This is a genomic window from Georgenia deserti, assembly GCF_042680605.1.
Taxonomy (GTDB): Bacteria; Actinomycetota; Actinomycetes; order Actinomycetales; family Actinomycetaceae; genus Allobogoriella; species Allobogoriella deserti.
Genome location: NZ_JBHUEE010000002.1, coordinates 378,109 through 399,322, shown reverse-complemented (window position 1 = coordinate 399,322; position 21,214 = coordinate 378,109). Strand labels below are relative to the sequence as shown.

The following is a 21,214-nucleotide window of genomic DNA, read 5'->3' as shown; positions in this document are numbered from 1 at the left end:
CCAGGCCGCCGGCCGGATCCCGGCGTACCGCCTGTCGGTGGCAACGTCCTGGTGCGCCGCGATGACGGCGGGTCTGGGGACCCGCCGACCCGCCACGCACAAGGCGACCCGGAGGCGGGTGGCGGCTGGGGGACGGCAGGGCCAGATCCCGACGAGCCGTGGCGGCCGCTGGCCTGCCCCGCCGCCCGCCTCCGGGCGGTGATACGACCGTACGGCGCGCAGCGTGCCGTCTGCCTGCATCCTGTGGACAGCGCTCGTGCGGTCTCGACTGTGGATAACGCGGCCGTTGCGGAGCGCGGCAGGGCCGCTCCTCGACCATGGGACGGGGCGCGTGATGTCCGACCGTATGACGAACATCCTGGCCTCCCACCTGGGCGGCCGGAGAGGATGAGGTGGCGCAAGCCACACCGCACCATCACGACGAGGAGACTCGATGAGGACGACCCCGCTGCACCGTGACTGGACCCTGCGCTCGACCGGCGGGGGTGTCCCGGCAGAGGTGGACGGCGCCCTCGTGCCCGCCACGGTGCCCGGTTCGGTGCACACCGACCTCCTCGACGCCGGCCTCATCCCGGACCCGTACCTCGGTGAGAACGAGAGTGCGCTGACCTGGATGCACCGCGCGGACTGGGTCTACGAGACAAGGTTCGAGGCAGTGCCGCTCGAGCCGGGGGAGCGGGCAGCGCTGTGCTTCGACGGCCTGGACACGGTCGCGACGGTGACGTTGAACGGTACGGAGCTCGGCAGCACCGAGAACATGCACCGCCGGTACCGGTTCGACGTGACGGAACTGCTCGCTGCCGAGAATGCGCTGGCGGTCTCGTTCCGCTCGGCGCTGACTCGTGCCGAGGAGCTCGAGGCCGAGCTCGGTCCGCGCCCGCACTCCTACCCCCATCCCTTCAACGCCATCCGGAAGATGGCGTGCTCCTTCGGCTGGGACTGGGGCCCCGACCTGCAGACCGCCGGCATCTGGCGCCCGGTCCGGCTGGAGCGCTGGAGCCTCGCACGGCTGGCCGAGGTCAGGCCGGTGGTCACCGTGGCAGCGGACGGCACCGGCCGGGTCGAGATCCTCGCGGACGTCGAGACGGACGGCGCCCCCGTGGAGGGCCTGCGTCTCGACGCCACCCTGACCGCGCCGGACGGGACGTCACCCGCCGCGCAGGGTGAGGTCGCCGTGAGCGGCGCCCGCGGCGTCGTCGCCCTCGAGGTGCCGCACGCCGAGCGATGGTGGCCGCACGGCTACGGCGACCAGCCGCTGTACGGGCTCCAGGTCGGCCTGCACCACGGGCAGCAGCATCTGGACACCTGGAAGCGCCGGATCGGCTTCCGCGACGTCGTCGTCCGCACCGAGCCGGACGAGGTCGGTACCGGCTTCACCATCGAGGTCAACGGCACCCCGATCTTCGCCAAAGGAGCCAACTGGATCCCGGACGATCACCTCCTCACCCGTGTCACGCCCGAGCGATACGCCCGCCGGATCGACCAGGCCGTCGGTGCGAACCTCAACCTGCTCCGCATCTGGGGCGGTGGCATCTACGAGGACGACGCGTTCTACGACTCCTGCGACGCCGCCGGGATCCTCGTCTGGCAGGACTTCCTCCTCGCCTGCGCGGCCTACGCCGAGGAGGAACCGCAACGCAGCGAGTTCGAGGCCGAGGCCCGCGACAACGTGGCCCGCCTCATGCCACACCCGTCATTGGTGCTGTGGAACGGGGGGAACGAGAACCTCTGGGGCTTCATGGACTGGGGCTGGCAGGAACCGCTCGGCGGCGCCACCTGGGGTTACGGGTACTACCACGACCTGTTCCCACGGATCGTGCGCGAGCTCGACCCCACCCGTCCTTACGTCGAGGGCAGTCCGACCTCGCCCGGCTTCGCCCCGTGGGAGAAGCACCCGAACGACGCCGACCACGGCCTCAAGCACGAGTGGCGCGTCTGGAACCAGATCGACTACCGGCACTACCGCGACGAGGCTCCCCGGTTCGTCTCCGAGTTCGGCTTCCAGGGCCCGCCCACCTGGGCCACCCTGACCCGTGCGCTGGACGAGGCCGACCTGCACAAGGAGTCCCGGGCGTTCCTCCTGCACCAGAAGGCCCCGGACGGCAACGGCAAGCTGGACCGCGGCCTCACCCCGCACCTGCCCGCTCCGGAGGGGTTCGGCGACTGGCACTGGGCCACCCAGCTCAACCAGGCCCACGCCGTGCGCTTCGCCCTGGAGCACTACCGCTCGCACTGGCCACGCACGGCCGGTGCCGTCGTCTGGCAGCTCAACGACTGCTGGCCGGTCACGTCCTGGGCCGCCGTCGACGGTGATGAGCGTCGCAAGCCGTTGTGGTTCGCCCTGCGGTCGGCCTACGCGCCCCGCCTGCTGACGGTCCAACCGCGAGGCGAGACGCTGGTGGTCGCGGTGGTCAATGACACCGACGAGGCATGGCGCGGCACGGTCGCGATCTCGCGGCAGGGGCTCGAGGGGCGCACGCTCGCCGAGACCTCGGAAGCCGTCGAGGTCGCGCCACGCACCGTCGGCCACGTCGAGGTCCCGGACGACGTCGCTGCGTCGGCCGACCCGGCACACGAGGTGCTCGTGGCCGCCCTGGGGGCCGAGCGCGCCGTCCACCTCTTCGCCGAGAACGCGGACGTCGCGCTCGATCCCGCGGCGGTCACCGCCACTGCGGAGCGCGTTCCGGAAGGCTACGACGTCACCGTCTCCGCGTCCTCGCTCGCCCTCGACGTCACCGTCCTGCCCGACCGCCTCGACCCGCGTTCGACCGCCGATCGCGCTCTGGACGTCCTGCTCGCCGGCGAGTCGGTGACCGTGCACGTGTCCACGGCCGCCGAACTCGATCCGGCGGCGCTCACGGCACCTCCGGTGCTGCGCAGCTCGAACGACCTGCACGCGGCGGCGATCGGCGCCGGGGGGCGCTAGTCCGGCGGATAGCGGATCTCGATGTGTGCCGGATCCAGGTCCATCGCCCGGGCCAGGTAACCGCACAGCGTCGCCTGCGGGATCAGGCAGTCGTCGCTGCGCTCGCGTATCACGGTGACGATCGCCCGGTCGCCGTCGGCCGCGACATCCATCCGGAATCCGTCGGCGGCGAACCCGTCCTGCAGACGGCGCACCTGTTCGTTCACCGGGGCGCCGCGGGCCCCGCTGCCGGCACCGGACGACATGCCGACCACCGTGCCACGGGTGCTCGGTTCACCGCACGGTGACCGAGAACGTCTCACCGGCAGCCAGCTCGATCTTCTCGGCGAGGGTGACCACCACGCGGTCGCCGTGCGTGGTCACCTCGTCCACCGCGAGCCGCCGCGGCGGGCCGCCGCTGTCGACCTCGGCCCGGACCGGCCGCGTCCCCGGGCGGCCCGGCACCCGGGTGGCGAACGACCGCAGGCGTAGGCGCCCGTAGCGCAGGTCGACCTCGCTGCGCTGCTGATGGCCTCGGCGGGACTGCCGGTACAGGCCCCACCCTTCGGCCACCGTGAAGGCGGCGGCCACGTCGGCGGGGTCGCCGAGCCGCGGCGCCATGCCGAGGTGACCGCGTGGGCCGTGGTACTCGTAGCCCGTCGCGGCGAGGTAGACGGCGTGCGCCATCATGGCGCGGGCGTAGTGGTCCGAGCACTCGATCTCGTTGTAGGGGTTGCGCTTCTCGGCCGAGTACCGCTCGTGCACGGCGCGGGTGACGGCCAGCGCCTCGTCGGTCATGTCCTCGGCGAAGAGGTGCGCGGCGAGCTGGTACTCCTGGCCGGTCCACACCTCGTTGAAGTACGCGACGAGGCCGGGGTCGCCGTCGCCCGGAGCGATGTCCGCGCCGCCGAAGGGCCAGGTGCACATCACGGTGCCCGGCTCGCCCTCGGTGCTGTAGACCCGGCCCCCGTCGATGTCCGAGTCCTCGAGGTAGGCGTGGGCGTCGGCGAGGTGGTTGTTCCGCACGATCGTCGCCAGCGCCGCCCGCGAGTGCCCGGGGGCGAAGACCCGCGGCAGGCCGAGCTGGTGCGCGTAGGTCTGGCCGAACATCTGGTCGATGTGGCAGCCCTTGTTCGAGCTCGTGGCCTCGGGATGAGCCGGGTCGACGAGGTGCTCGTAGTAGGAGAACCGGTCGTTCCACAGCACCGCGTCGAGCGTCTCGCTGCCGGTGTCGGCGAGATCGCGGCAGCGCGCGGCGAAGGCCCGGTCGTCCATGTCGTCGGCCATCTCCGCGGCGGCACGCAACGCCGCGACGTACAACCCGGTGATCCACGGGATCTCGCCGTACCACGTGGCGTCGAGCGTGTTGTACTGCGGGCCCTCGAGCACGCCGTCCGGCTCGCCGTCGTTGCCGATGAGGTACTGGGTCGCCTTCTTGACCTGGGGCCAGATCCGGCGCAGGAAGGCGTCGTCGGCGGACATCTGGTGCTCGCGGTAGGCCCGCAGGACGTTGCCGCACTGGCCGTCGTGCGCGACCCGGCGGTCGGCCTCGCCACGGTAGTCGACCGCTCCGGTGTCGGGGTGGAAGGAGGTGCCGAAGTCTGTGCGTTCGCGGGCGTCGCGTTCGAGCTCGGGGAACAGCCGCGCGATCGACTGCGCGTAGTTCCACACGTGGGTGCACGTCCCGTCGCAGCAGTAGATGCCTTCCCAGCCGTAGAACCGGCCGGTGTGGAAACGCAAGCAGGTTCCGGTGGCGACGGTCGAGGCGGGGATCAGCGTCCGCTCGAGGAACCACAGCGGCAGGGTCGACTCGTCGTACCACGTCGCGGCGAAGTCCCGGGTGGTGCTCGAGAGGTCGCCTGCCCGGGCCGCGAGGTCGGCGACGACGTCGGACGCGTCGTCGTAGACCTCGCCGTAGTGGCGACGCAGGCTCTCGGAGCCGGCGATGTACCCGAACCGGCCGCCGATCGTGGGGAAGTGCCACGCCAGGGCGAAGCGCACCGTGGTCTCCTCGCCCGGGGCGAGGTCGACGGGGACGGTCACGGTTCCGGCCAGCGAGGCGGACCCGGCGTCGACGTGGGCCGGACCGTCCGCGGCGTCGAACCAGTCGGACGCCGTCGCCCACGCCGCCACGGACGGTCGGGCACGGCCGCCGGGCGTGAGTGCGGCGAGCGCGAAGGTACCGCCGTCGGGCAGGTCCTCGACCGGTTTGGGGTCGAGGGGGACGTCGGTGAGCCAGATCCGGTCGCAGTTGACGTGCCCCCAGCCGCCGGTGGCCTCGTCGACGAGCTCGATGGTGGCCGTTCGGCCCTCCCAGGCACTGATGTCGATCGCCTTGGGGTGCATGATCTCGGAGTTGTTCCCCGCCAGCCGGGCTACGACCTCGCCGTCGACCACGACCCGCAGGCCGGCGTCGGGGGTGTTGCCGCCACCGATGCGGGCGGCCAGGTACCGGCGCTCGAGGGTGAGTGGCTCACCGACCAGGCGGCCGCGGTGGTCGTCGGCCTCGCCGCCGTCGCGCCAGTTATGGGAGGTGACGAACCGGGTGCCGTCGACGCCGAGGTCCCCTTCCCGGACGAAGTAGTCCGGCGCCTCGGACTCACGGACCGGACCGGCGCCAAATGCCGTCCCTGTCGCGGTCCAGGGTCCGAAGTCCTCGCGGTCCCACTCCTCGAGAAGGACGTCGGGTCGCGGGTTCTCCGGCGGGGGTGCCGCGACGGCGGTGTGCACCAGCCCGGCGACACCCGGGAGCTCCAGCGGTGACGAGTGCAGGTCGACGGGCTGGGTGTGCCGGCTGTCGAGGCAGACGGGATTCTCGGCCACGCCCGCGATCTGCGCGCTGATCGGCCGGTCGGTCGTGTTGCGCAGGGTGTACTCGAACATCGTGGCCGGGATCGAGGAGTCCGCGGCGTTCGTCGGCACGAACGGCGAGAAGGCCTCGAGTCTCACCTCGAACGGGCACCGCGGGTCACGGAGGAGGACCCGGCCCACCGGGTACCGTCCCTGGAACCTGACATCGGCGAAGTCTGCGGCGTCGAGCCGCATGGTGTGCCGGCCGCCCGCATCCTCCCAGCGCAGGGCGAAGCCCGTCGTGAACACCGGATCGAGCGGTACCGGCGTGGCGTAGTGCTGGCCCTGCCAGTCGTCCCCGCCGTAGCGGAAGCTGTCGGCGTTGAAGATGTCCCACAGCCAGGTACGGCCGTCGCCGGCGAGATAAACCTGTCCGGTGGTGGCGCCGGAGACGGGCATCCCGATGCGCTCCAGCGCGGCGCCGGAGTACTCCGTCGGTCCGCCGCGACGGCGGAGGCCGGCGAGCCAGTCCGGGTCGAAGTCGGTGCGGGGCAGGGACCGGACCGCGATCGCCTCGCCCTGTGGGACGGCCAGTCCGGCCGCCGTGCCGACGGCCGTGAGGGCGATGAACGTGCGGCGGCTCGGTCCGCCCGCCGGCTGGCCCGGACCGGGATCGGCTGCGGTCTGACCCGCGGCGGGCTGACCCGCTGTGGTCCGACCTGTGCCGGGCAGTGCCGGGTTCCGGTCGCCGTCGACCGGGCGTTGGCTGGTCATCGAGTCCCTCCGTCGCCATTGAACGAGAAAACGATTACCGAACGTAGAGGGGGCGGCGCGAGCTGTCAACGTCCGCGGCGGAGCGCCCGTAAGTCGATCGACGTGCGTATTCGTGCCGCACCGCGACGCGGTGTGCCCGATCCGCCGCGCGCACCCCCGACCTGCCGCTACGCTCCTGGTCGGGCGGGTTCGACCCGCCTGGGGGAATCCGATGTACGGGCCGAGGACCAAGGACGAAGGAGACCGCATGCGTCGCGCACTCGCCGGGCTGGCCGGGGCGGCCGCCCTGACCCTTGCCGTCATCCCGACCGCTCAGGCTGCCGGTCAGCAGATCGGCGTCAACGTCGTCCTCGACTCCAACCTCACCGCAGAGGCCAGGGCCGACCTCGCGGAGTTCGGCGCCATCCACGAGACGTACCCCGAGATCGACGCGCTGACCATGAAGGTGCCCGCCTCCGAGGTGGACGACATCCGGGCCCTGCCGTTCGTCCGCGCCGCGAACCCGGACCGGCGGGTCTCGACCGGGCCGGTCCAGGAGAGCCCGTTCACGGACACCACCGACGGGATGGCCACCTGGAACCTCGACCAGATCGACGTCTACGACCAAGGCGAGGAGACCGACCCGCGCGAGGTGCTCGAGACCGGCGACGGCGTCTACGTCGCGGTGCTCGACACCGGCCTGCACCGCACCTGGCCGCACTACTTCGCCGCCTCGCGCGTGGCGGACCAGTTCGGCGTCGCCTTCGGCGGAGGTGGCGGAGAACGCGGCAGCGTCTCCACCCAGCCGAACAAGTGGGCGCGCGACGTCAACGGTCACGGTACGCACGTGACCAGCACGGTCCTCGGCTACACCATCGACGGCTCCGCGGTGGCCGGAGTCGCTCCCGAAGCCACGATCATCCCGGTCAAGGTGCTGAACCAGAACGGGTCCGGGTGGTCCTCGGTCGTCGCGGCCGGCATCGACTACGTCACCGATCTCAAGGTCTCCGGCGCGCTCGGCGACGCCCCGGTGGTCATCAACATGTCCCTCGGTGGCCCCGAGCCGGACGCGCTGACGCAGGCCGCCGTCGAGCGTGCCGTCGCCCACGACGTCCTCATCGTCTCCTCCGCCGGAAACAGCGGTGAGGCCGGGATGGGGTACCCCGGCGCCTACCCCGAGGTGATCTCCGTCGCCGCCTCCGGCTGGACGGGGCAGTGGACCTCGGACAGCTGGTGGAACACCGGGGACGTCACCGACCCGACGACGGCGGACGAGGCCTACATCGCCGAGTTCTCCTCGCGCGCGCTCGCTGGGCAGGACCTCGACGTCGCGGCACCGGGCAGCTACGTCCTCGGTCCGTACCAGACGAACTCGGGGCAGACGAGCTACTACTACCTCTCGGGCACGTCGATGGCCTCCCCGCACGTCGCGGGTGCGGTCGCGCTCATGCTGCAGGCCAATGCCGAGCTCACCCAGGCCGCGGCCGAGGAAGCGCTGGTCTCGACCGCGGTGCCCCTCGGCGCGGGGCAGCGCGAGGTGCTCGAGCCGAGCGGACCGGCGACGGTCAGCTGGGGCGAGGACGCCACCGGAGCGGGCCTGATGAACGTGCCCGACGCGATCGACGCGGTCCGCTGACCCAGCTCGACCTCAGGCCTCGGTGACGAGCAGCTGGGTCAGCGGACCGAGCAGCGCCGCCGCACCCCCGTCGTCCGCCTCCTGGCCGCCCGCCAGGAATCCCTGCTGGACGCCGAAGACGTAGGTGCCGACGAGGATGTCGACAGCCTCCGGCTCGGGGATGACGAACCGGAGGCCCAGCCGGGCGAGGACCCGCCCCAGCGCGTCGAGCAGTTCCTGCCGGATCCGTTCCTGCTGCTCGTTGTACTGCGCGCCGATCTGCGGGTCCCGCAGGGCCATCAGCTCGAACTCGGTCTGGACCAGGTGCCAGCGGCGCTGATCGTCCCGGTCACCGAGGACGGCCGCCACCACGGTGCGCAGCGCATCCGGCCGGACCCCGTGGTCGTCGACGACGGAATCACCCAGCTCGTCGACGGTCGCCTCCAGGCTCGCCAGGTGGGCGCGCATGTGCCGGTCCACGAGCGCGAGAAGCAGTTCCTCCTTGCTCGCGAAGTTCGAGTAGAACGCCCCCCGAGTGAAGCCGGCCGCGTCGCAGATCGTCTCGATCGAGGCGGCGTGCACCCCCAGGCGCGAGAAGACGTCGAAGGCGGCGTCGAGCAGGCGCTCGCGGGTGCGTTCCCGGCGCGCCGAGAGCGGTGGTTCGTCCGGCGACGGTGCCGGTACGCCTGCGATGGCCATGTGGTGATCCTCCCAGGTGAGGACAGGGGGTTGTCGATGCGTCACTGTATCGGATACGTTCCTGTATCGGATACGTCCCTGTATCGGATACACCTCTGTATCTCACCGTCGCGTCGTCGCCAGGGAGCCTGCGTGTCGTCTGCCTTGTACTCGCTCGGCCGCTGGGCCGTGCGCGTCCGCACGTTCGTCCTGCTGGGCTGGGTCCTGGTCCTCGGCGCCGTCGGCGTTCTCGCCGCCACCGCCGGTGACGGACTCGACAACGAGGTCACCATCCCGGGCACCGAGTCCCAGGAGGCGCTGGACCACCTCGCCGGGACGTTCCCCCAGGTCAGCGGCGCCTCGGCGCAGCTCGTCGTGGTCGCGCCGGACGGAGCGACGGTCGAGGACGGCGGTATGCGCTCCGCGGTCGAGGACGCCGTCGAGGAGATCACCGACCTGGACCAGGTCGCCGCCGTCACCTCCCCGTACGACGACCTCATGCCCGCCTCGATCAGCGACGACGAGCAGGCCACCTTGCTGACGATCCAGCTCGACGGCGATCAGGCGGAGATCACCGACGCCACGAAGGACGCGCTGCGCGAGAGCGTCGACTCCCTCGCCGCCGACCTGCCGGGCGGTGCCGAGGCCTCCCTCGGCGGTCAGCTGTTCAGCACCGAGTTCCCGCAGATGAGCATCGCGGAGGCCGTCGGCGTCGTCGTCGCCCTCATCGTTCTGCTGGCCACCCTCGGCTCCTTCGTCGCCGCCGGGCTGCCGCTGATCAACGCGCTCATCGGCGTCGGCATCTCGGTGTGCCTCATCTTCGCGGCCACCGCGCTCGGGCCGGTCAACTCGACGACGCCGATGCTCGCCGTCATGCTTGGCCTCGCCGTCGGCATCGATTACGCCCTGTTCATCGTCTCCCGCCACCGGGACCAGCTGCGCGACGGCCTGGAGGTCACCGAGTCGATCGCCCGCTCCGTCGCGACCGCGGGTTCGGCGGTCATCTTCGCCGGCCTGACGGTGATGATCGCCCTCGTGGGTCTCGGCGTCGCCGGGATCCCGTTCCTGACCATCATGGGCGTCGCGGCCGCCGTCGCCGTCGGCATCGCCGTCCTCGTCTCCATCACCCTCATCCCGGCCATGCTGGCGCTGGCAGGTGAGCGACTGCGCCCCCGGGCGGCCCGCCGTGCCCGCGCCCTCGCCCGCGAACGCGCCGCCGACCACGCCGCCGCCGGCCGGGCCGAGGGGAACGGCCAGGCCGCCACGTCCCCCGCCGGCCGTGGGTTCGCGCACGCCGGGGACGCCGACGCCGGGGGCACCGGCGAGACGGGCACGCCCACCACGCCTGTCGTGCCCGTGCGGGAGAGCAGCTTCTTCACCCGTTGGGTCCGCGCCGTGACCCGTTTCCCCGCGCTGACCATCGCCCTGGTCGTGGTCGCGATCGCCGCACTCAGCCTGCCGGCCGCCAACCTGCGCCTGGCCCTGCCCGACGCCGGCGTGCTGGAGGAGGACCACGAGGCCCGAATCACCTACGACCTCGTCGCCGAGCACTTCGGCGAGGGCTTCAACGGCCCGCTCATCGTCACCGCCCCGATCATCACCTCGAACGATCCGCTCGGGCTCATGGAGGACCTCGCCGACGAGATCCGCGAGCTGCCCGGCGTCGCCGACGTCCCCCAGGCCACCCCCAACGAGTCTGCCGACACCGGGATCATCCAGGTCGTCCCCGAGGGCGCGCCCGACTCTGCGCAGACCGAGCAGCTCGTGCACGACATCCGCGAGCTGCGGCCGCAGCTGAGCGAGGAGTACGGCGTGGACATCGCCGTCACCGGCTTCACCGCCGTCGGCATCGACGTCTCCGAGAAGCTCGGGGACGCGCTGCTGCCGTTCGCCGTCGTCGTCGTCGGGCTCTCGCTGCTCCTGCTGACCATGGTGTTCCGCTCGATCGCCGTGCCGATCAAGGCGAGTATCGGCTACCTCTTCTCCGTCGGCGCGGCCTTCGGTGTGGTCGCGCTCGTCTTCCACGACGGCGTCTTCGCCGACCTGCTGCACGTCACCCGCACCGGTCCGGTCATCAGCTTCATGCCGATCGTGGTCATGGGCATCCTGTTCGGCCTCGCCATGGACTACGAGGTCTTCCTCGTCTCGCGTATCCGGGAGGAGTACGTCCACGGCAAGGACGCGCGCGCGGCGATCACCGCCGGCTTCCAGGGATCGGCGAAGGTGGTCACGGCCGCCGCCGTCATCATGTTCTCCGTCTTCGTGGCCTTCGTGCCCGAGGGCGACATGAACCTCAAGCCGATCGCGCTCGGACTCGCCGTCGGCGTCGCCGTCGACGCGTTCGTGGTCCGCATGGTGCTCGTCCCTGCCGTCCTCGCTCTTCTCGGGGACAAAGCCTGGTGGATGCCGCGGAAACTGGATCGCCTGCTGCCGTCATTCGACGTCGAGGGGGAGGGGCTGGCCCGCGAGCTCGCGCTGTCCGGGTGGCCCGCCCAGGACTCCCGGGATGCGTTGGTCGCACACCGGCTCGAGGTGCGCGACCCGAACGGTGCCCCGGTCGTCGGCCCGGTCTCCGTCCGGGTCGACGAGGGCGGAGCGCTCGTCGTGCGGTCCGGTTCCGCCCGCGAGCTGACCGCCTTCCTGCTCGCCGTCTCCGGGCGGCTCACGCCCGACGCCGGTGCCGTCAAGGTCGCCGGGCTCGTCCTGCCCGAACGAGCCGGTGCGGTCCGACGTCGCGTCGCCGTCGTGAGCGAACCGGCCGACCCCGTCGCCGCCGTGGAGGCGGCCCTGGCCGCACGGCCCCGGATGCTCGTCGTCGACCACGCCACGATCGAGCCGGAACTGAATGACCGGCTCGCGGAGACCTTCGCCCGCGCCCGCCGGGACGGGACGGCCGTCGTCGTCGGCGCCGCGGGGGAGGCGCCGCCGGCCCTGCTGACGGACGCGCCGGTGCTCGATCTCGACGGCAGCGACGAGGACGCGGCCGCCGCTTCACCGGACCACCAGCCCACGATCACCCAGGAGGCGCGAGCATGACCGTCACGTCTGCGTTCGCCCGCCGCCGCTCCGGCCGTCCCGGCCCCGGCACCATCATCGCCGTCACCCTGCTCCCGCTGGCGGTGCTCGGACTGCTGCTCGCCGCGCTGTGGCAGCCGCAGGAGCGGCTGGACATCGTCCGCGCCGCGATCGTCAACCACGACGAGCCGGTGGAGGTCGACGGGCAGGTCGTCCCGCTCGGCCGCCAGCTCGCCTCCGGCCTGGTCTCCGGCGGCCAGTCCGGCGACGGCACCGACGGTGCCGCGGGCGACGGGGACGAGGCACCGACCAACTACGACTGGGAGCTGACCGACGCCGACCGCGCCCGTGCCGGCCTCGCCGACGGTAGCTACTCCGCCGTCGTCACCATCCCAGAGGACTTCTCCGAGGCGGCCACGTCGTACAGCGGTGACGCAGCCGACGCGCACCAGGCCACGATCGACGTCGCCACCCCCGAGGGTGGCCGCGTGCTCGACGACGCGCTGGCCCAGATCGTCGCCGGCACCGCCACCGAGGTGCTGTCCGGGACGCTGACCGAGACGTACCTGGACAACCTCCTGGTCGGGTTCACGACGCTCAACGAGCAGCTCGGTGAGGCGGCGGGCGGCGCCACCCAGCTCGCCGACGGCGCACAGGAGGCCGCCGACGGCGCGGACGAGCTCGCGTCCGGCGCGAACGAGGTGGCCGACGGCGCCGACGGCTTGGCCTCCGGCGTCGGTGAGCTGAGCTCGGGCGCCAACGACCTTGCCACGGGCGCCGACGGACTGGCCGAGGGGGCCGGTCAGCTGTCCTCCGGTGCCGGCCAGGTGGCCGACGGCGTGGCCGGCAGCGCGCAGGGTGCGCACGAACTCGCCGGCAACCTGCACAGCTGGGCGGACGGGACGAACCAGCTCGCGGACGGGACCGGACAGCTCGCCGGCGGGCTCGGCCAGCTCGCCGGACAGATCGGCGGCGTGAACTCCCAGGTCGAGCAGGCCATCAGCCAGCATGAGGCCGAACTGGCGGCGCTCGCCACGGCGCTGGAGCAGGCGTCGGCCGCGTGCGACCCGGCGGCCACACCGGAGCTGTGCGACCAGCTCGAAACCGCTGTCGCGGCCGTGCCCCAGTCCCCGGACGACACGCCGATCAGCGCGTTCGCCCAGGGCTTGTCACAGATGGCTGCCTCCGCGGACGAGCTCGCCACCGGTATGGAGCAGTCCGCCGCCGGTGCCCAGCAGCTCGCCGGTGGAACCGAGGACCTCGCCGGTGGGCTCGACCAGCTCGCCGGCGGCGCGTCCGAGGTCGCCGGTGGGGCCGACGAGCTGGCCGGCGGCGCCGATCAGCTCGCGAGTGGCGCCCACGGTCTCGCCTCAGGGGTCGACGAACTGCACACCGGCGCCCTCCAGCTCGCCGACGGCACCGGCGAACTGGCCACCGGGACCGACGGGCTCGCGTCCGGGGTCCAGGAGCTGGCCGGCGGCACCGATGAGCTCGCCGACGGGATCGGGCAGGCCGCCGAGCAGGTCCCCAGCTACGGCGAGTCCGAGCGGCAGAACCTGGCCTCGGTCGCCTCCGATCCGGTCAGCGGTCCCGATACCGAGACGCTCGACACCGGCGCGGTGGGACCGTTGTTCACCGTGCTCGCGCTCTGGCTGGGGGCGCTGGTGCTCTACGTCGTCTTCCCGGCGATGCCCACCGGCGTCCTCGGCTCCACCCGCGGCCTGGTCCGCCTCGCCCTGTCGGCCCTGGCTCTGCCGGCCGCGATCGGCGCGGTCACCGGCGCGGCCGGGGGCATGATCCTGGCCGGTTTGGAGGGACTCGACGTCGGCGGCTGGGTCGGACTGGCGTTGGTCGGCGCCGCAGTTTCGGTGGTCTTCGTCGCCGTCAACCAGGCCCTGGTGGCCGTGCTCGGCCACATCGGCAGCGGACTGAGCATCCTCGTGGCCGTGCTTGTGCTCGCGACCGGGGTGGTCTCGACGGCGCCGCCGATCCTGCTGACCGCGCGGGACGTGCTCCCGGTCGGGCCCGGGATCGATGCGTTGGCCGCCCTGGTCTTCCCCGGCCTCGGTGGCCTCGGGGGCGCCGTGGCGATCCTGGCTGTCTGGGCCCTCGCGGGCGTGGCCGTGACCGTCCTGGCGGTGCGCCGCCGTCGCACCGTGCGGATCCAGCAGCTCCTCGCCGCCTGACGGGACCGACCCCCTCCCGCCGAGTCGTCATTGAGGTGCCGACTTGTCGTATCTGTGCCGAGTCGTCGATCGTGCGCGCCGCACAGAATCGACGACTCGGCATCACGTTGACGACTCGGCGCATGAGCGACGACTCGGCGGGCTTGGGGGTAGGTCAGCGGCGCTCGAGCGCCGTGGCCATCCGGTCCACCGCCTCCTCGAGCACCGGACGCGGCATGGCGAGATTGAACCGGGCCGTGCCCCTCGCGGCCTCGCCGCACAGGGAGCCGTCGGTCATCGCGACCTTCGCCTGCTCGAGGAAGAACCGCTGCGGGTGGTCGCCGAGCCCGAGCTCGCGGCAGTCCAGCAGCGTGAGGTAGGTGCCTTCCGGCGGCGTGTAGCCGATCTGTGGGATCCGCTCCGCGAGCAGGTCACCGAACCGGCGGCGGTTGCCGTCGAGGTAGGCGATGACGTCGTCGAGCCACTGGCCGCCCGCGGTGTAGGCCGCGGTGTTCGCGATCACCCCGAGTGTCGCGGCGCCGTGCTCGGCCTGGTGACCGTGCTTCGCCCAGGTCGCCGCGTCATCGTCGTTGGAGAGAATCAGCTGAGCGCACTTCATCCCCGGCAGGTTCCATGCCTTCGACGCCGAGGTCGCCGTGACCGTGTGGCCCGCGGTCGTCTCGGAGATCGACGCGTACGGCACATGCCGGTGTTCGGGAAACACCAGTGGTGCGTGGATCTCGTCCGAGAACACTCTGCCCCCGTGCCGGTCGACCACCTCGGCGATCGCAGCCATCTCGTCCCGCTCGAGCACGCGGCCGACGGGATTGTGCGGATTACACAGCACGAGGAGGTTCCCGCCGGCCGAGAACGCCGCGTCCAGGGCGTCGAGATCGTAGACGTACCGGCCGCCGTCCCGTGCCATCGGCACCTGGATGATCTCGCGCCCGAGCACCGTGGGCAGGGTCAGGAACGGCATGTATGCAGGGGTCGGGAGGATGATCGGTGCGCCGTCGGCGGAGAAGTGCTCGATCGCGGCCACGAGTCCTGCCAAGACGTCCGGGAGCGGGCGCACGCGTTCGGCGGGGACCTCCCAGCCGTACTTGGTCTGCTGCCAGGCCGCGCAGGCGAGCGACATGCGCTCCGAGACGGCTGCCGGCAGATAGCCGGTGAGTCCCTGGTCGACCGCTGTGTGCAGCGCCCGGCTCACGGCCGGTGCCGTCCCGAAGTCCATCTCGGCGACGAAGGCCCCGATGGTGTCCGGGAACGCGGTCCACTTCACGCCACCGACCTCACGGAGCTGATCGATCGTGATCGCGTCGAACTGGGCTGTGAGCTGCGAGGGAGGTGCCGTCGAGTTGGTCTGGGTCACTGCGTCGCCTTTCGTCGTGCCGGGCGCTGCTCGCCCGGCTCGTCACCGATCTCGTTCAGGTAGTTGTAGATCGTGAACCGGGTGACCTGAAGTGACCCGGCAATCATCTCGACGGCGTCACGGAGCATGAACAACCCCCGTGCCTTCAGGTCGCGGACCACCGCCAATTTGTGCTCCTTACGCATCAGGTCGACCGGCACGTCCTGGTCGCGGATCGCCTGGTGGATGAGATGGGCTGCCAACTCGTCGACGTCGTGTGCGAACAGTTCACCGGAGACCTCGGTGGTACTCCGGTCGTCCGCCGCAGATGCGGACGGCGCCGACCGCGCGTTCTCGTCCTCCGGCCCCCGTCCGATCATGGCGCGGGCGATCCGCTCCACCGATTGCCACGCGGTCGTGTCCGAGTTGAGGCACAACGCCGCCACGGGCACGCCGTCGGAGGTCCGCACGATCATCGTGGTCGACCGCAATGTCCGGCCGTCCATCAATTGCGTGCGGTACCCCACCATGTCCCGGAACTCCCCGGTGGAGGCCTGCTCCAGCAGGAGATCGGTGGCCGGGTCGCCCACACGCCTGCCGGTGACGTCGCCGTGCACGGCGACGATGGAGTTCGGCAACTGGTTGAGGTCGTGCAGGACCACCTCGGCGGACGGGGGCAGGGATTGGCCCAGCGGCTCGACGATGCCCGCGAACAACGCGATGAGATGAGACCGTTCGTCGGGTCCGCCGCCCTGCACGGCTGCGCCGTTACCGTCCCGGGCGCCGCGTACTTCGTCCGGAGTCATGGCGACGTCGTGCGTGATGTCGCTCATTCGCTCCCCCTCCTGGGACACGATGCCGTCCCCTATCTCACCCCGCGAGGCGCGGCATCGCTCTCACCTTCACGGCGCGCTGTTGCCACTGCGTTACAAGACCATCAAATGTCTGTTGCAGCTCTCAACAAGAGCTTGTAGCAGTCAACAGCCAGTGTACGTTCCTCGACAACGCCGGGTCACCGGCTTGATGCAGCGATCTCTCTCGGTGCTTCGCCGCCGACGACCTGCTGGAGGAATCATGCTCTCGACACGCCGTTCCCTCATCGGCATGCTTGCCGTCACGGTGCTCGCACTCACCGGATGTTCCGGTGCCGACGGCTCCGGCGCCGCCGACGCCGGTGCTGCCGCCGGCGAAGGCGGAGCGCCGGTCGAGGGCGGGTCGATGACGTTCGCCGTGGACTCGCCCTTTCTCGGGTTCGATCCCAACGTCACTCCCGCTGCGCAGGACGCCCGCGTCATCCGGCAGGTGTTCGACAACCTCCTTTACCTCGACGAGAACCGTGAACTCCAGCCGTGGTTGGCCACCGACTGGGCGGTGAGCGAGGACGGTCTGACGTACACGTTCACCGTCCGCGAGGACGTCACCTTCCACGACGGCACGGCGTTCGACGCCGATGCCGTCTGCTACAACCTCGACCGGATCAAAGACCCGGACACGGCGTCGATATACGCGATCGGGCTGATCGGTCCGTACGAGTCGTGCGAGGCGCCGGATGCGACGACGGCGGTCGTGACCATGTCGGCGCCGTACGCCCCGTTCCTCAACAACCTCACCTCGCCCTTCCTCGGGCTCAACTCGCCGGCAGCGGCCGAGTCGACAACCCCGGAGGACTACACCCTCGCCCCGGTCGGCTCCGGCCCGTTCCGGATCGAGTCCTACACGCCCAACGACCGCGTCGTCCTCAGCCGCTACGACGACTACGACTGGGCCCCCGGGAACGCCGAACACTCCGGACCGGCGCACCTCGAGGAGATGACCTTTCAGATCGTTGCCGACTCCACGGTGCGCATGGGATCGGTACGCGGCGGGGAGGTCAACGGCATCAGCGCCGTCCCCGAGGAAGAGGTCGCCGCGGTCGAGAACGACCCCAACCTCATGTATGTCGCCACGACCCAGTCGGGCGCGCCGTACCAGCTGCACTTCAACACCGCCGACGGCCCATTCGAGGACCAGGCAGTGCGGCAGGCGGCGCGAGCTGCCCTCGACATCGACTCCGCAGTCGAGGCGCTGTACATGGGCGCACGGGAACGCGCCTGGGGACCGCTCAGCCCACCCACGATCGACTACGACGAGAGCGTCGAGGGCTCCTTCGACTTCGATCCCGCCGCGGCCGCGCAGCTCCTCGAGGACGCCGGGTGGTCGGAAGGCGCCGACGGCGTACGCACCAAGGGCGGCGAGCGGTTGGAGATCGTCTACGCGGAAGGATCACCCAACCGCGAGAAGCGCCAGGACCTGGCGACCTTCTTCGAGGAGAACCTCGAAGCCGTCGGTTTCGACGTCGAGGTCCTGTTCGAGCAGACCGCACAGCTCCAGACCCGCCAGCAGGAGGGGGCGTACGACGTCCTGGGCCTGTCCTTGGTGGCCGTCGACCCGAACGTGCTGTTTCAGATGTATGACCCGGCGTTCCAGCCGCAGCCGGGACAGAGCGGCTTCAACTTCAGCCGCACCGACGTCCCGGAGATCACCGAGGCGCTCGCGACCGGCCAGGAGGCCACCGACGACGCGGCGCGGGCGGACGCCTACCAGCGGGTGCAGCAGCAGGTGATCGAGGAGGCGAGGTCGGTGGGCATCTACGTGCCGACCTACAGCGTCGCGTTGAACGGTCTGGAAGGGCTGCGGTTCGACGCGGAGGGCTACCCGATCTACTACGACGCCTACCTGTCGGAGTGATCCCATGACCGCCGTCATCGCGAAACGCTTGCTCGCGGGCATCCCGACCGCCCTGGGCGTCACGGTCATCCTGTTCGTGGCCCTACGGCTGCTCCCGGGGGATCCTCTCGCGGCCATCTTGGGTGGCGCGTCGGCAACTCCCGACGTCGTGGCGGACCTCCGGCGTCAGTTCGGGCTCGACGATCCGTTGCCCGTGCAGTACTGGACGTTCCTGACCTCAGCACTGGCACTGGACCTGGGCACGTCCTACGCGACGCGACAGCCGGTCACGTCGATGATCGCGGCCGAGATCGGGCCCACCATGCAACTCGCCCTCGCCGCGGCCGCGATCTCCGCCGTCGTCGGAATGGTGCTCGGATGTGTCGCCGCCATGCACCGCAATGGTGCGGTGGACAGCCTTGTCCGGGTGCTCAGCCTGGTCACCACGGCGATGCCCTCGTTCTGGGTGGGGCTGCTGTTGATCATGGTGTTCTCGTTCGGCCTCGGTCTCTTACCCGCCACCGGCAACGACGGACTGCGCGCCCTCGTCCTTCCCGCCGTCACCCTCGGCCTGTCGGCGGCCGGGACGGTCACGCGGCTGGTCCGCAACAGTGTGATCGAGGTGCTCGGCGACACGTTCGTCACCGCGTTGCACGCCAAGGGGCTGCGACCCCGCGTCGTCGTGATGAAGCACGTGCTGCGCAACGCCGTCATCCCCACCGTGACTATCGTCGGCCTACAGCTCGGGGCGCTCGTGGCCGGCGCCGTGATCGTCGAGGCCGTGTTCACCAGGCAGGGGCTCGGCCGGATGCTCGTGCAGGCCATCGGCAGCAACGACTATCCCGTCATCCAGGGTGTCGTCCTGGTCATCGCGGTCATCTACATCGTCATCAATGTCCTCGTCGACGTCTCGTACGCGGTCATCGACCCGCGCGTCCGTATGACGCCGGCCCGGTCGTGAGACGGCAAGGAAGGAGAGTGCCATGAAGGTTCTGTATGCCGATCGAGTGCTGGCCGGTGCCGACCTGACACCCATCGACCACGGCGCCGTCGTGGTGGACGGTACGACCATCCGGTGGATCGGCCCGCGGGCCGAACTTCCTTCGCCCGGTTCGGACCTGCTCGACCCCGAGGCCGAGATCGTCGACCTCGGCGACGCCACGATCCTTCCTGGACTGATCGACGCACACGTGCATCTCGGCTTTGACGGCAGTGCCGAGCCGGTCGCGCGCATGATGCGCGAGTCGGACGCGCAGCAGGTCGCCACAATGCTCGCCTCGGCGCGCCAACTCCTCTCGGTCGGCGTGACCACTGCGCGTGACCTCGGTGCCCGTGGGTACCTCGACGTCGTAGTGCGTGAGGCCATTCTCGACGGCACCGCCCGTGGCCCACGGATGGTGACTGCCGGGCCGGCGATCACTGTCACCGGGGGACATTGCTGGTTCATGGGAGCGGAGGTCGACAGCGTCGAGGACATGCGTCGTACCGTTCGGCGCCACCACAAGGCCGGCGTCGACGCCATCAAGCTGATGGCCACGGGCGGGAACATGACGCGCGGGTCGGCGCCGTGGCACGCTCAGTTCACGGTCGAGGAGATCCGTGCCGCCGTCGACGAGGCGCATCGCCTGGGTAAGAAGGTGGCCGCGCACGCTCACGGCGTCGAGGGCATCCGCCGCTCGCTGGCCGCCGGTGTCGACACCCTTGAACACTGCTCGTTCCAGGGGAAGGACGGCTGGGGGGACATCGATCCCGCCCTCGTCGATGCGATCGCCGCGGCCGACGTCCACGTCTCACCCACGTGCAACTTCCGGATGCCCCAACTGCGCGAACTGCTACCGGAACGGAGCTTCGCCGTCGGGCTGCTGTACGAGGCCGGCGCTTCGATCATCGCGAGCACGGACGCAGGCATCGACAACACCCCGCACCACGGGTTCGTCGGCGGACTCGAAGCACTCGCCGGTTTCGGCCTCTCGGCCCCAGACGTCCTAGCCGCGGCGACCACGCGCGCCGCGGAGGCGCTCGATGTCGCCGACGTGACCGGTCGACTCGCAGCCGGCTACGCCGCCGACCTCATCGCCGTCGGCGGCGACCCGCGGGCCGACGTCGGGGCGCTGCACGACCTGCGCTACGTCATGACCCGGGGGAGCAGGTTCGTCCCCGACGCGCTACCGCCGCTGCCCGAGGTCGACCTCAGCAGTTCGCCGATTCTTGCCGCGATGCGCGCCGCCATGCATTCCGAGGGTGCGGGATTGCGGGACTCCACGGACAGCGGCGCTGGACCGCAGGCAGACCGTGCGCCCGCCGACGGCGCCGGCGTGCCCGCCGGAAAGGGCACCTGATGGCCGCGTTGCCGACCTCACCGAGCACGGCCGATCACAGCGTGACACCAGCCGCCCGGTCCCGCCGACCCGTGCTGCCACGCCTGAATGTGAACCGCACCGTGATCGTCGCCGCCACTGTCTGGTTGGTTCTCGTCGGCGTCGCCGCTGCCGTCCCGCAGGTGCTCGTCGACACCGATCCGACGGCGCTGCAGCCGCAGCGGGCGCTCACCGCACCGAGCGGCGCCGTCATCTTGGGAGCCGATCACTACGGTCGGTCGGTCGCCGTACTGCTGGTCCACGGCGCCCGCACCGCGTTGGTGATCGGGGTGCTGGCCACGGTCGTCGGATTCGTCATCGGGGGCTTGATCGGCCTGCTGACCGGCTATCTCGGCGGCTGGGTCGACATGCTTGCGGGTCGCGTCATGGACATGTTCATGGCTTTTCCGGGAGTCCTGCTCGCGCTCGTCGTCACGGCGGCGCTCGGCGCGTCGACCACCAATCTCGTCATCGCCGTCGGCATCTCGGTCGTTCCCCAGTTCTACCGCGTGTTGCGCGGGCAGGCGATCGCGGTCCGCAGTCGCCTGTTCGTCGAGGCGGCGCGGTCCACCGGCTTCTCATCGGTCCGGATCCTGTTGCGGCACGTGCTCCCCAACGCCGTGGCGCCAGGGGTCGTGCTGGCCACCGTGACCGTCGGGACCTCGATCGTGCTCGGAGCCTCGCTCAGCTTCCTCGGTCTCGGTCCGCGCACCGACGTGCCCGACTGGGGACAGCTCCTCGCCATGGGGCAGCCGTATCTCGCGAACGCCTGGTGGATCTCCACCTTTCCCGGCCTCGCGCTGACCCTGACCGTGATCGCCGTCAGCATCCTCGGCGACTGGCTGCGCGACCGCCTCGACGCCGACTGACCGAAGGAGA

At 71.0% G+C, this 21,214-nt stretch carries 13 protein-coding genes; 8 read left to right on the top strand and 5 right to left on the bottom strand.

What is annotated here, in order from left to right; translation table 11 throughout:
• Positions 1–433: 433 nt before the first annotated feature.
• Positions 434–2,926 carry a glycoside hydrolase family 2 protein gene (locus tag ACFSE6_RS05495; RefSeq protein WP_388003186.1) on the top strand — a complete coding sequence of 831 codons (2,493 nt, stop codon included), beginning with the start codon at positions 434–436 and terminating at the stop codon, positions 2,924–2,926.
• Here ACFSE6_RS05495 and ACFSE6_RS05490 read toward each other — a convergent pair.
• Both ACFSE6_RS05490 and ACFSE6_RS05485 read right to left on the bottom strand, forming a co-directional pair.
• Positions 2,923–3,171 carry a hypothetical protein gene (locus tag ACFSE6_RS05490; RefSeq protein WP_388003183.1) on the bottom strand — a complete coding sequence of 83 codons (249 nt, stop codon included), beginning with the start codon at positions 3,169–3,171 and terminating at the stop codon, positions 2,923–2,925. The two genes, ACFSE6_RS05495 and ACFSE6_RS05490, sit on opposite strands and share 4 nt — an antisense overlap.
• Before the next feature lie 28 nt (positions 3,172–3,199).
• The gene (locus tag ACFSE6_RS05485; RefSeq protein WP_388003180.1) at positions 3,200–6,469 is read right to left on the bottom strand and encodes a GH116 family glycosyl hydrolase; all 3,270 of its coding nucleotides are present in this window, start codon (positions 6,467–6,469) and stop codon (positions 3,200–3,202) included.
• A 247-nt stretch (positions 6,470–6,716) separates the two neighbouring features.
• Here ACFSE6_RS05485 and ACFSE6_RS05480 point away from each other — a divergent pair, with 247 nt between their 5' ends.
• Positions 6,717–8,084 (top strand): S8 family peptidase, encoded by a 1,368-nt coding sequence (locus ACFSE6_RS05480; protein WP_388003177.1) that lies wholly within the window; start codon positions 6,717–6,719, stop codon positions 8,082–8,084.
• Positions 8,085–8,096: 12 nt separating this feature from the next.
• Here ACFSE6_RS05480 and ACFSE6_RS05475 read toward each other — a convergent pair whose 3' ends face one another.
• Positions 8,097–8,762 (bottom strand): TetR/AcrR family transcriptional regulator, encoded by a 666-nt coding sequence (locus ACFSE6_RS05475; protein ID WP_388003174.1) that lies wholly within the window; start codon positions 8,760–8,762, stop codon positions 8,097–8,099.
• 132 nt (positions 8,763–8,894) lie between these two features.
• Between ACFSE6_RS05475 and ACFSE6_RS05470 the strand changes: the two genes are divergently transcribed.
• Complete coding sequence (locus ACFSE6_RS05470; RefSeq protein ID WP_388003171.1) at positions 8,895–11,777, top strand: MMPL family transporter; 2,883 nt, start codon at positions 8,895–8,897, stop codon at positions 11,775–11,777.
• Positions 11,774–13,942 (top strand): hypothetical protein, encoded by a 2,169-nt coding sequence (locus ACFSE6_RS05465; RefSeq protein WP_388003168.1) that lies wholly within the window; start codon positions 11,774–11,776, stop codon positions 13,940–13,942. The genes ACFSE6_RS05470 and ACFSE6_RS05465 overlap by 4 nt, the downstream gene beginning before the upstream one ends.
• A gap of 154 nt (positions 13,943–14,096) precedes the next feature.
• Here the strand turns inward: ACFSE6_RS05465 and ACFSE6_RS05460 are convergent, their stop codons facing one another.
• Both ACFSE6_RS05460 and ACFSE6_RS05455 read right to left on the bottom strand, forming a co-directional pair.
• Positions 14,097–15,293, bottom strand: a complete 1,197-nt coding sequence (locus ACFSE6_RS05460; RefSeq protein ID WP_388003165.1) for a MalY/PatB family protein — start codon at positions 15,291–15,293, stop codon at positions 14,097–14,099.
• Complete coding sequence (locus tag ACFSE6_RS05455) at positions 15,290–16,105, bottom strand: helix-turn-helix transcriptional regulator (RefSeq protein WP_388003162.1); 816 nt, start codon at positions 16,103–16,105, stop codon at positions 15,290–15,292. The genes ACFSE6_RS05460 and ACFSE6_RS05455 overlap by 4 nt, the downstream gene beginning before the upstream one ends.
• 241 nt (positions 16,106–16,346) lie before the next feature.
• Between ACFSE6_RS05455 and ACFSE6_RS05450 the strand changes: the two genes are divergently transcribed.
• The 4 genes from ACFSE6_RS05450 to ACFSE6_RS05435 all read left to right on the top strand — a co-directional run bounded on the left by ACFSE6_RS05450 (position 16,347) and on the right by ACFSE6_RS05435 (position 21,204).
• Positions 16,347–17,999 carry an ABC transporter substrate-binding protein gene (locus tag ACFSE6_RS05450; protein ID WP_388003159.1) on the top strand — a complete coding sequence of 551 codons (1,653 nt, stop codon included), beginning with the start codon at positions 16,347–16,349 and terminating at the stop codon, positions 17,997–17,999.
• A 4-nt stretch (positions 18,000–18,003) separates the two neighbouring features.
• Positions 18,004–18,939 carry an ABC transporter permease gene (locus ACFSE6_RS05445; protein WP_388003156.1) on the top strand — a complete coding sequence of 312 codons (936 nt, stop codon included), beginning with the start codon at positions 18,004–18,006 and terminating at the stop codon, positions 18,937–18,939.
• A 22-nt stretch (positions 18,940–18,961) separates the two neighbouring features.
• Positions 18,962–20,317, top strand: a complete 1,356-nt coding sequence (locus ACFSE6_RS05440) for a metal-dependent hydrolase family protein (protein ID WP_388003153.1) — start codon at positions 18,962–18,964, stop codon at positions 20,315–20,317.
• A gap of 101 nt (positions 20,318–20,418) precedes the next feature.
• Complete coding sequence (locus tag ACFSE6_RS05435; RefSeq protein ID WP_388003150.1) at positions 20,419–21,204, top strand: ABC transporter permease; 786 nt, start codon at positions 20,419–20,421, stop codon at positions 21,202–21,204.
• Positions 21,205–21,214: the final 10 nt, after the last annotated feature.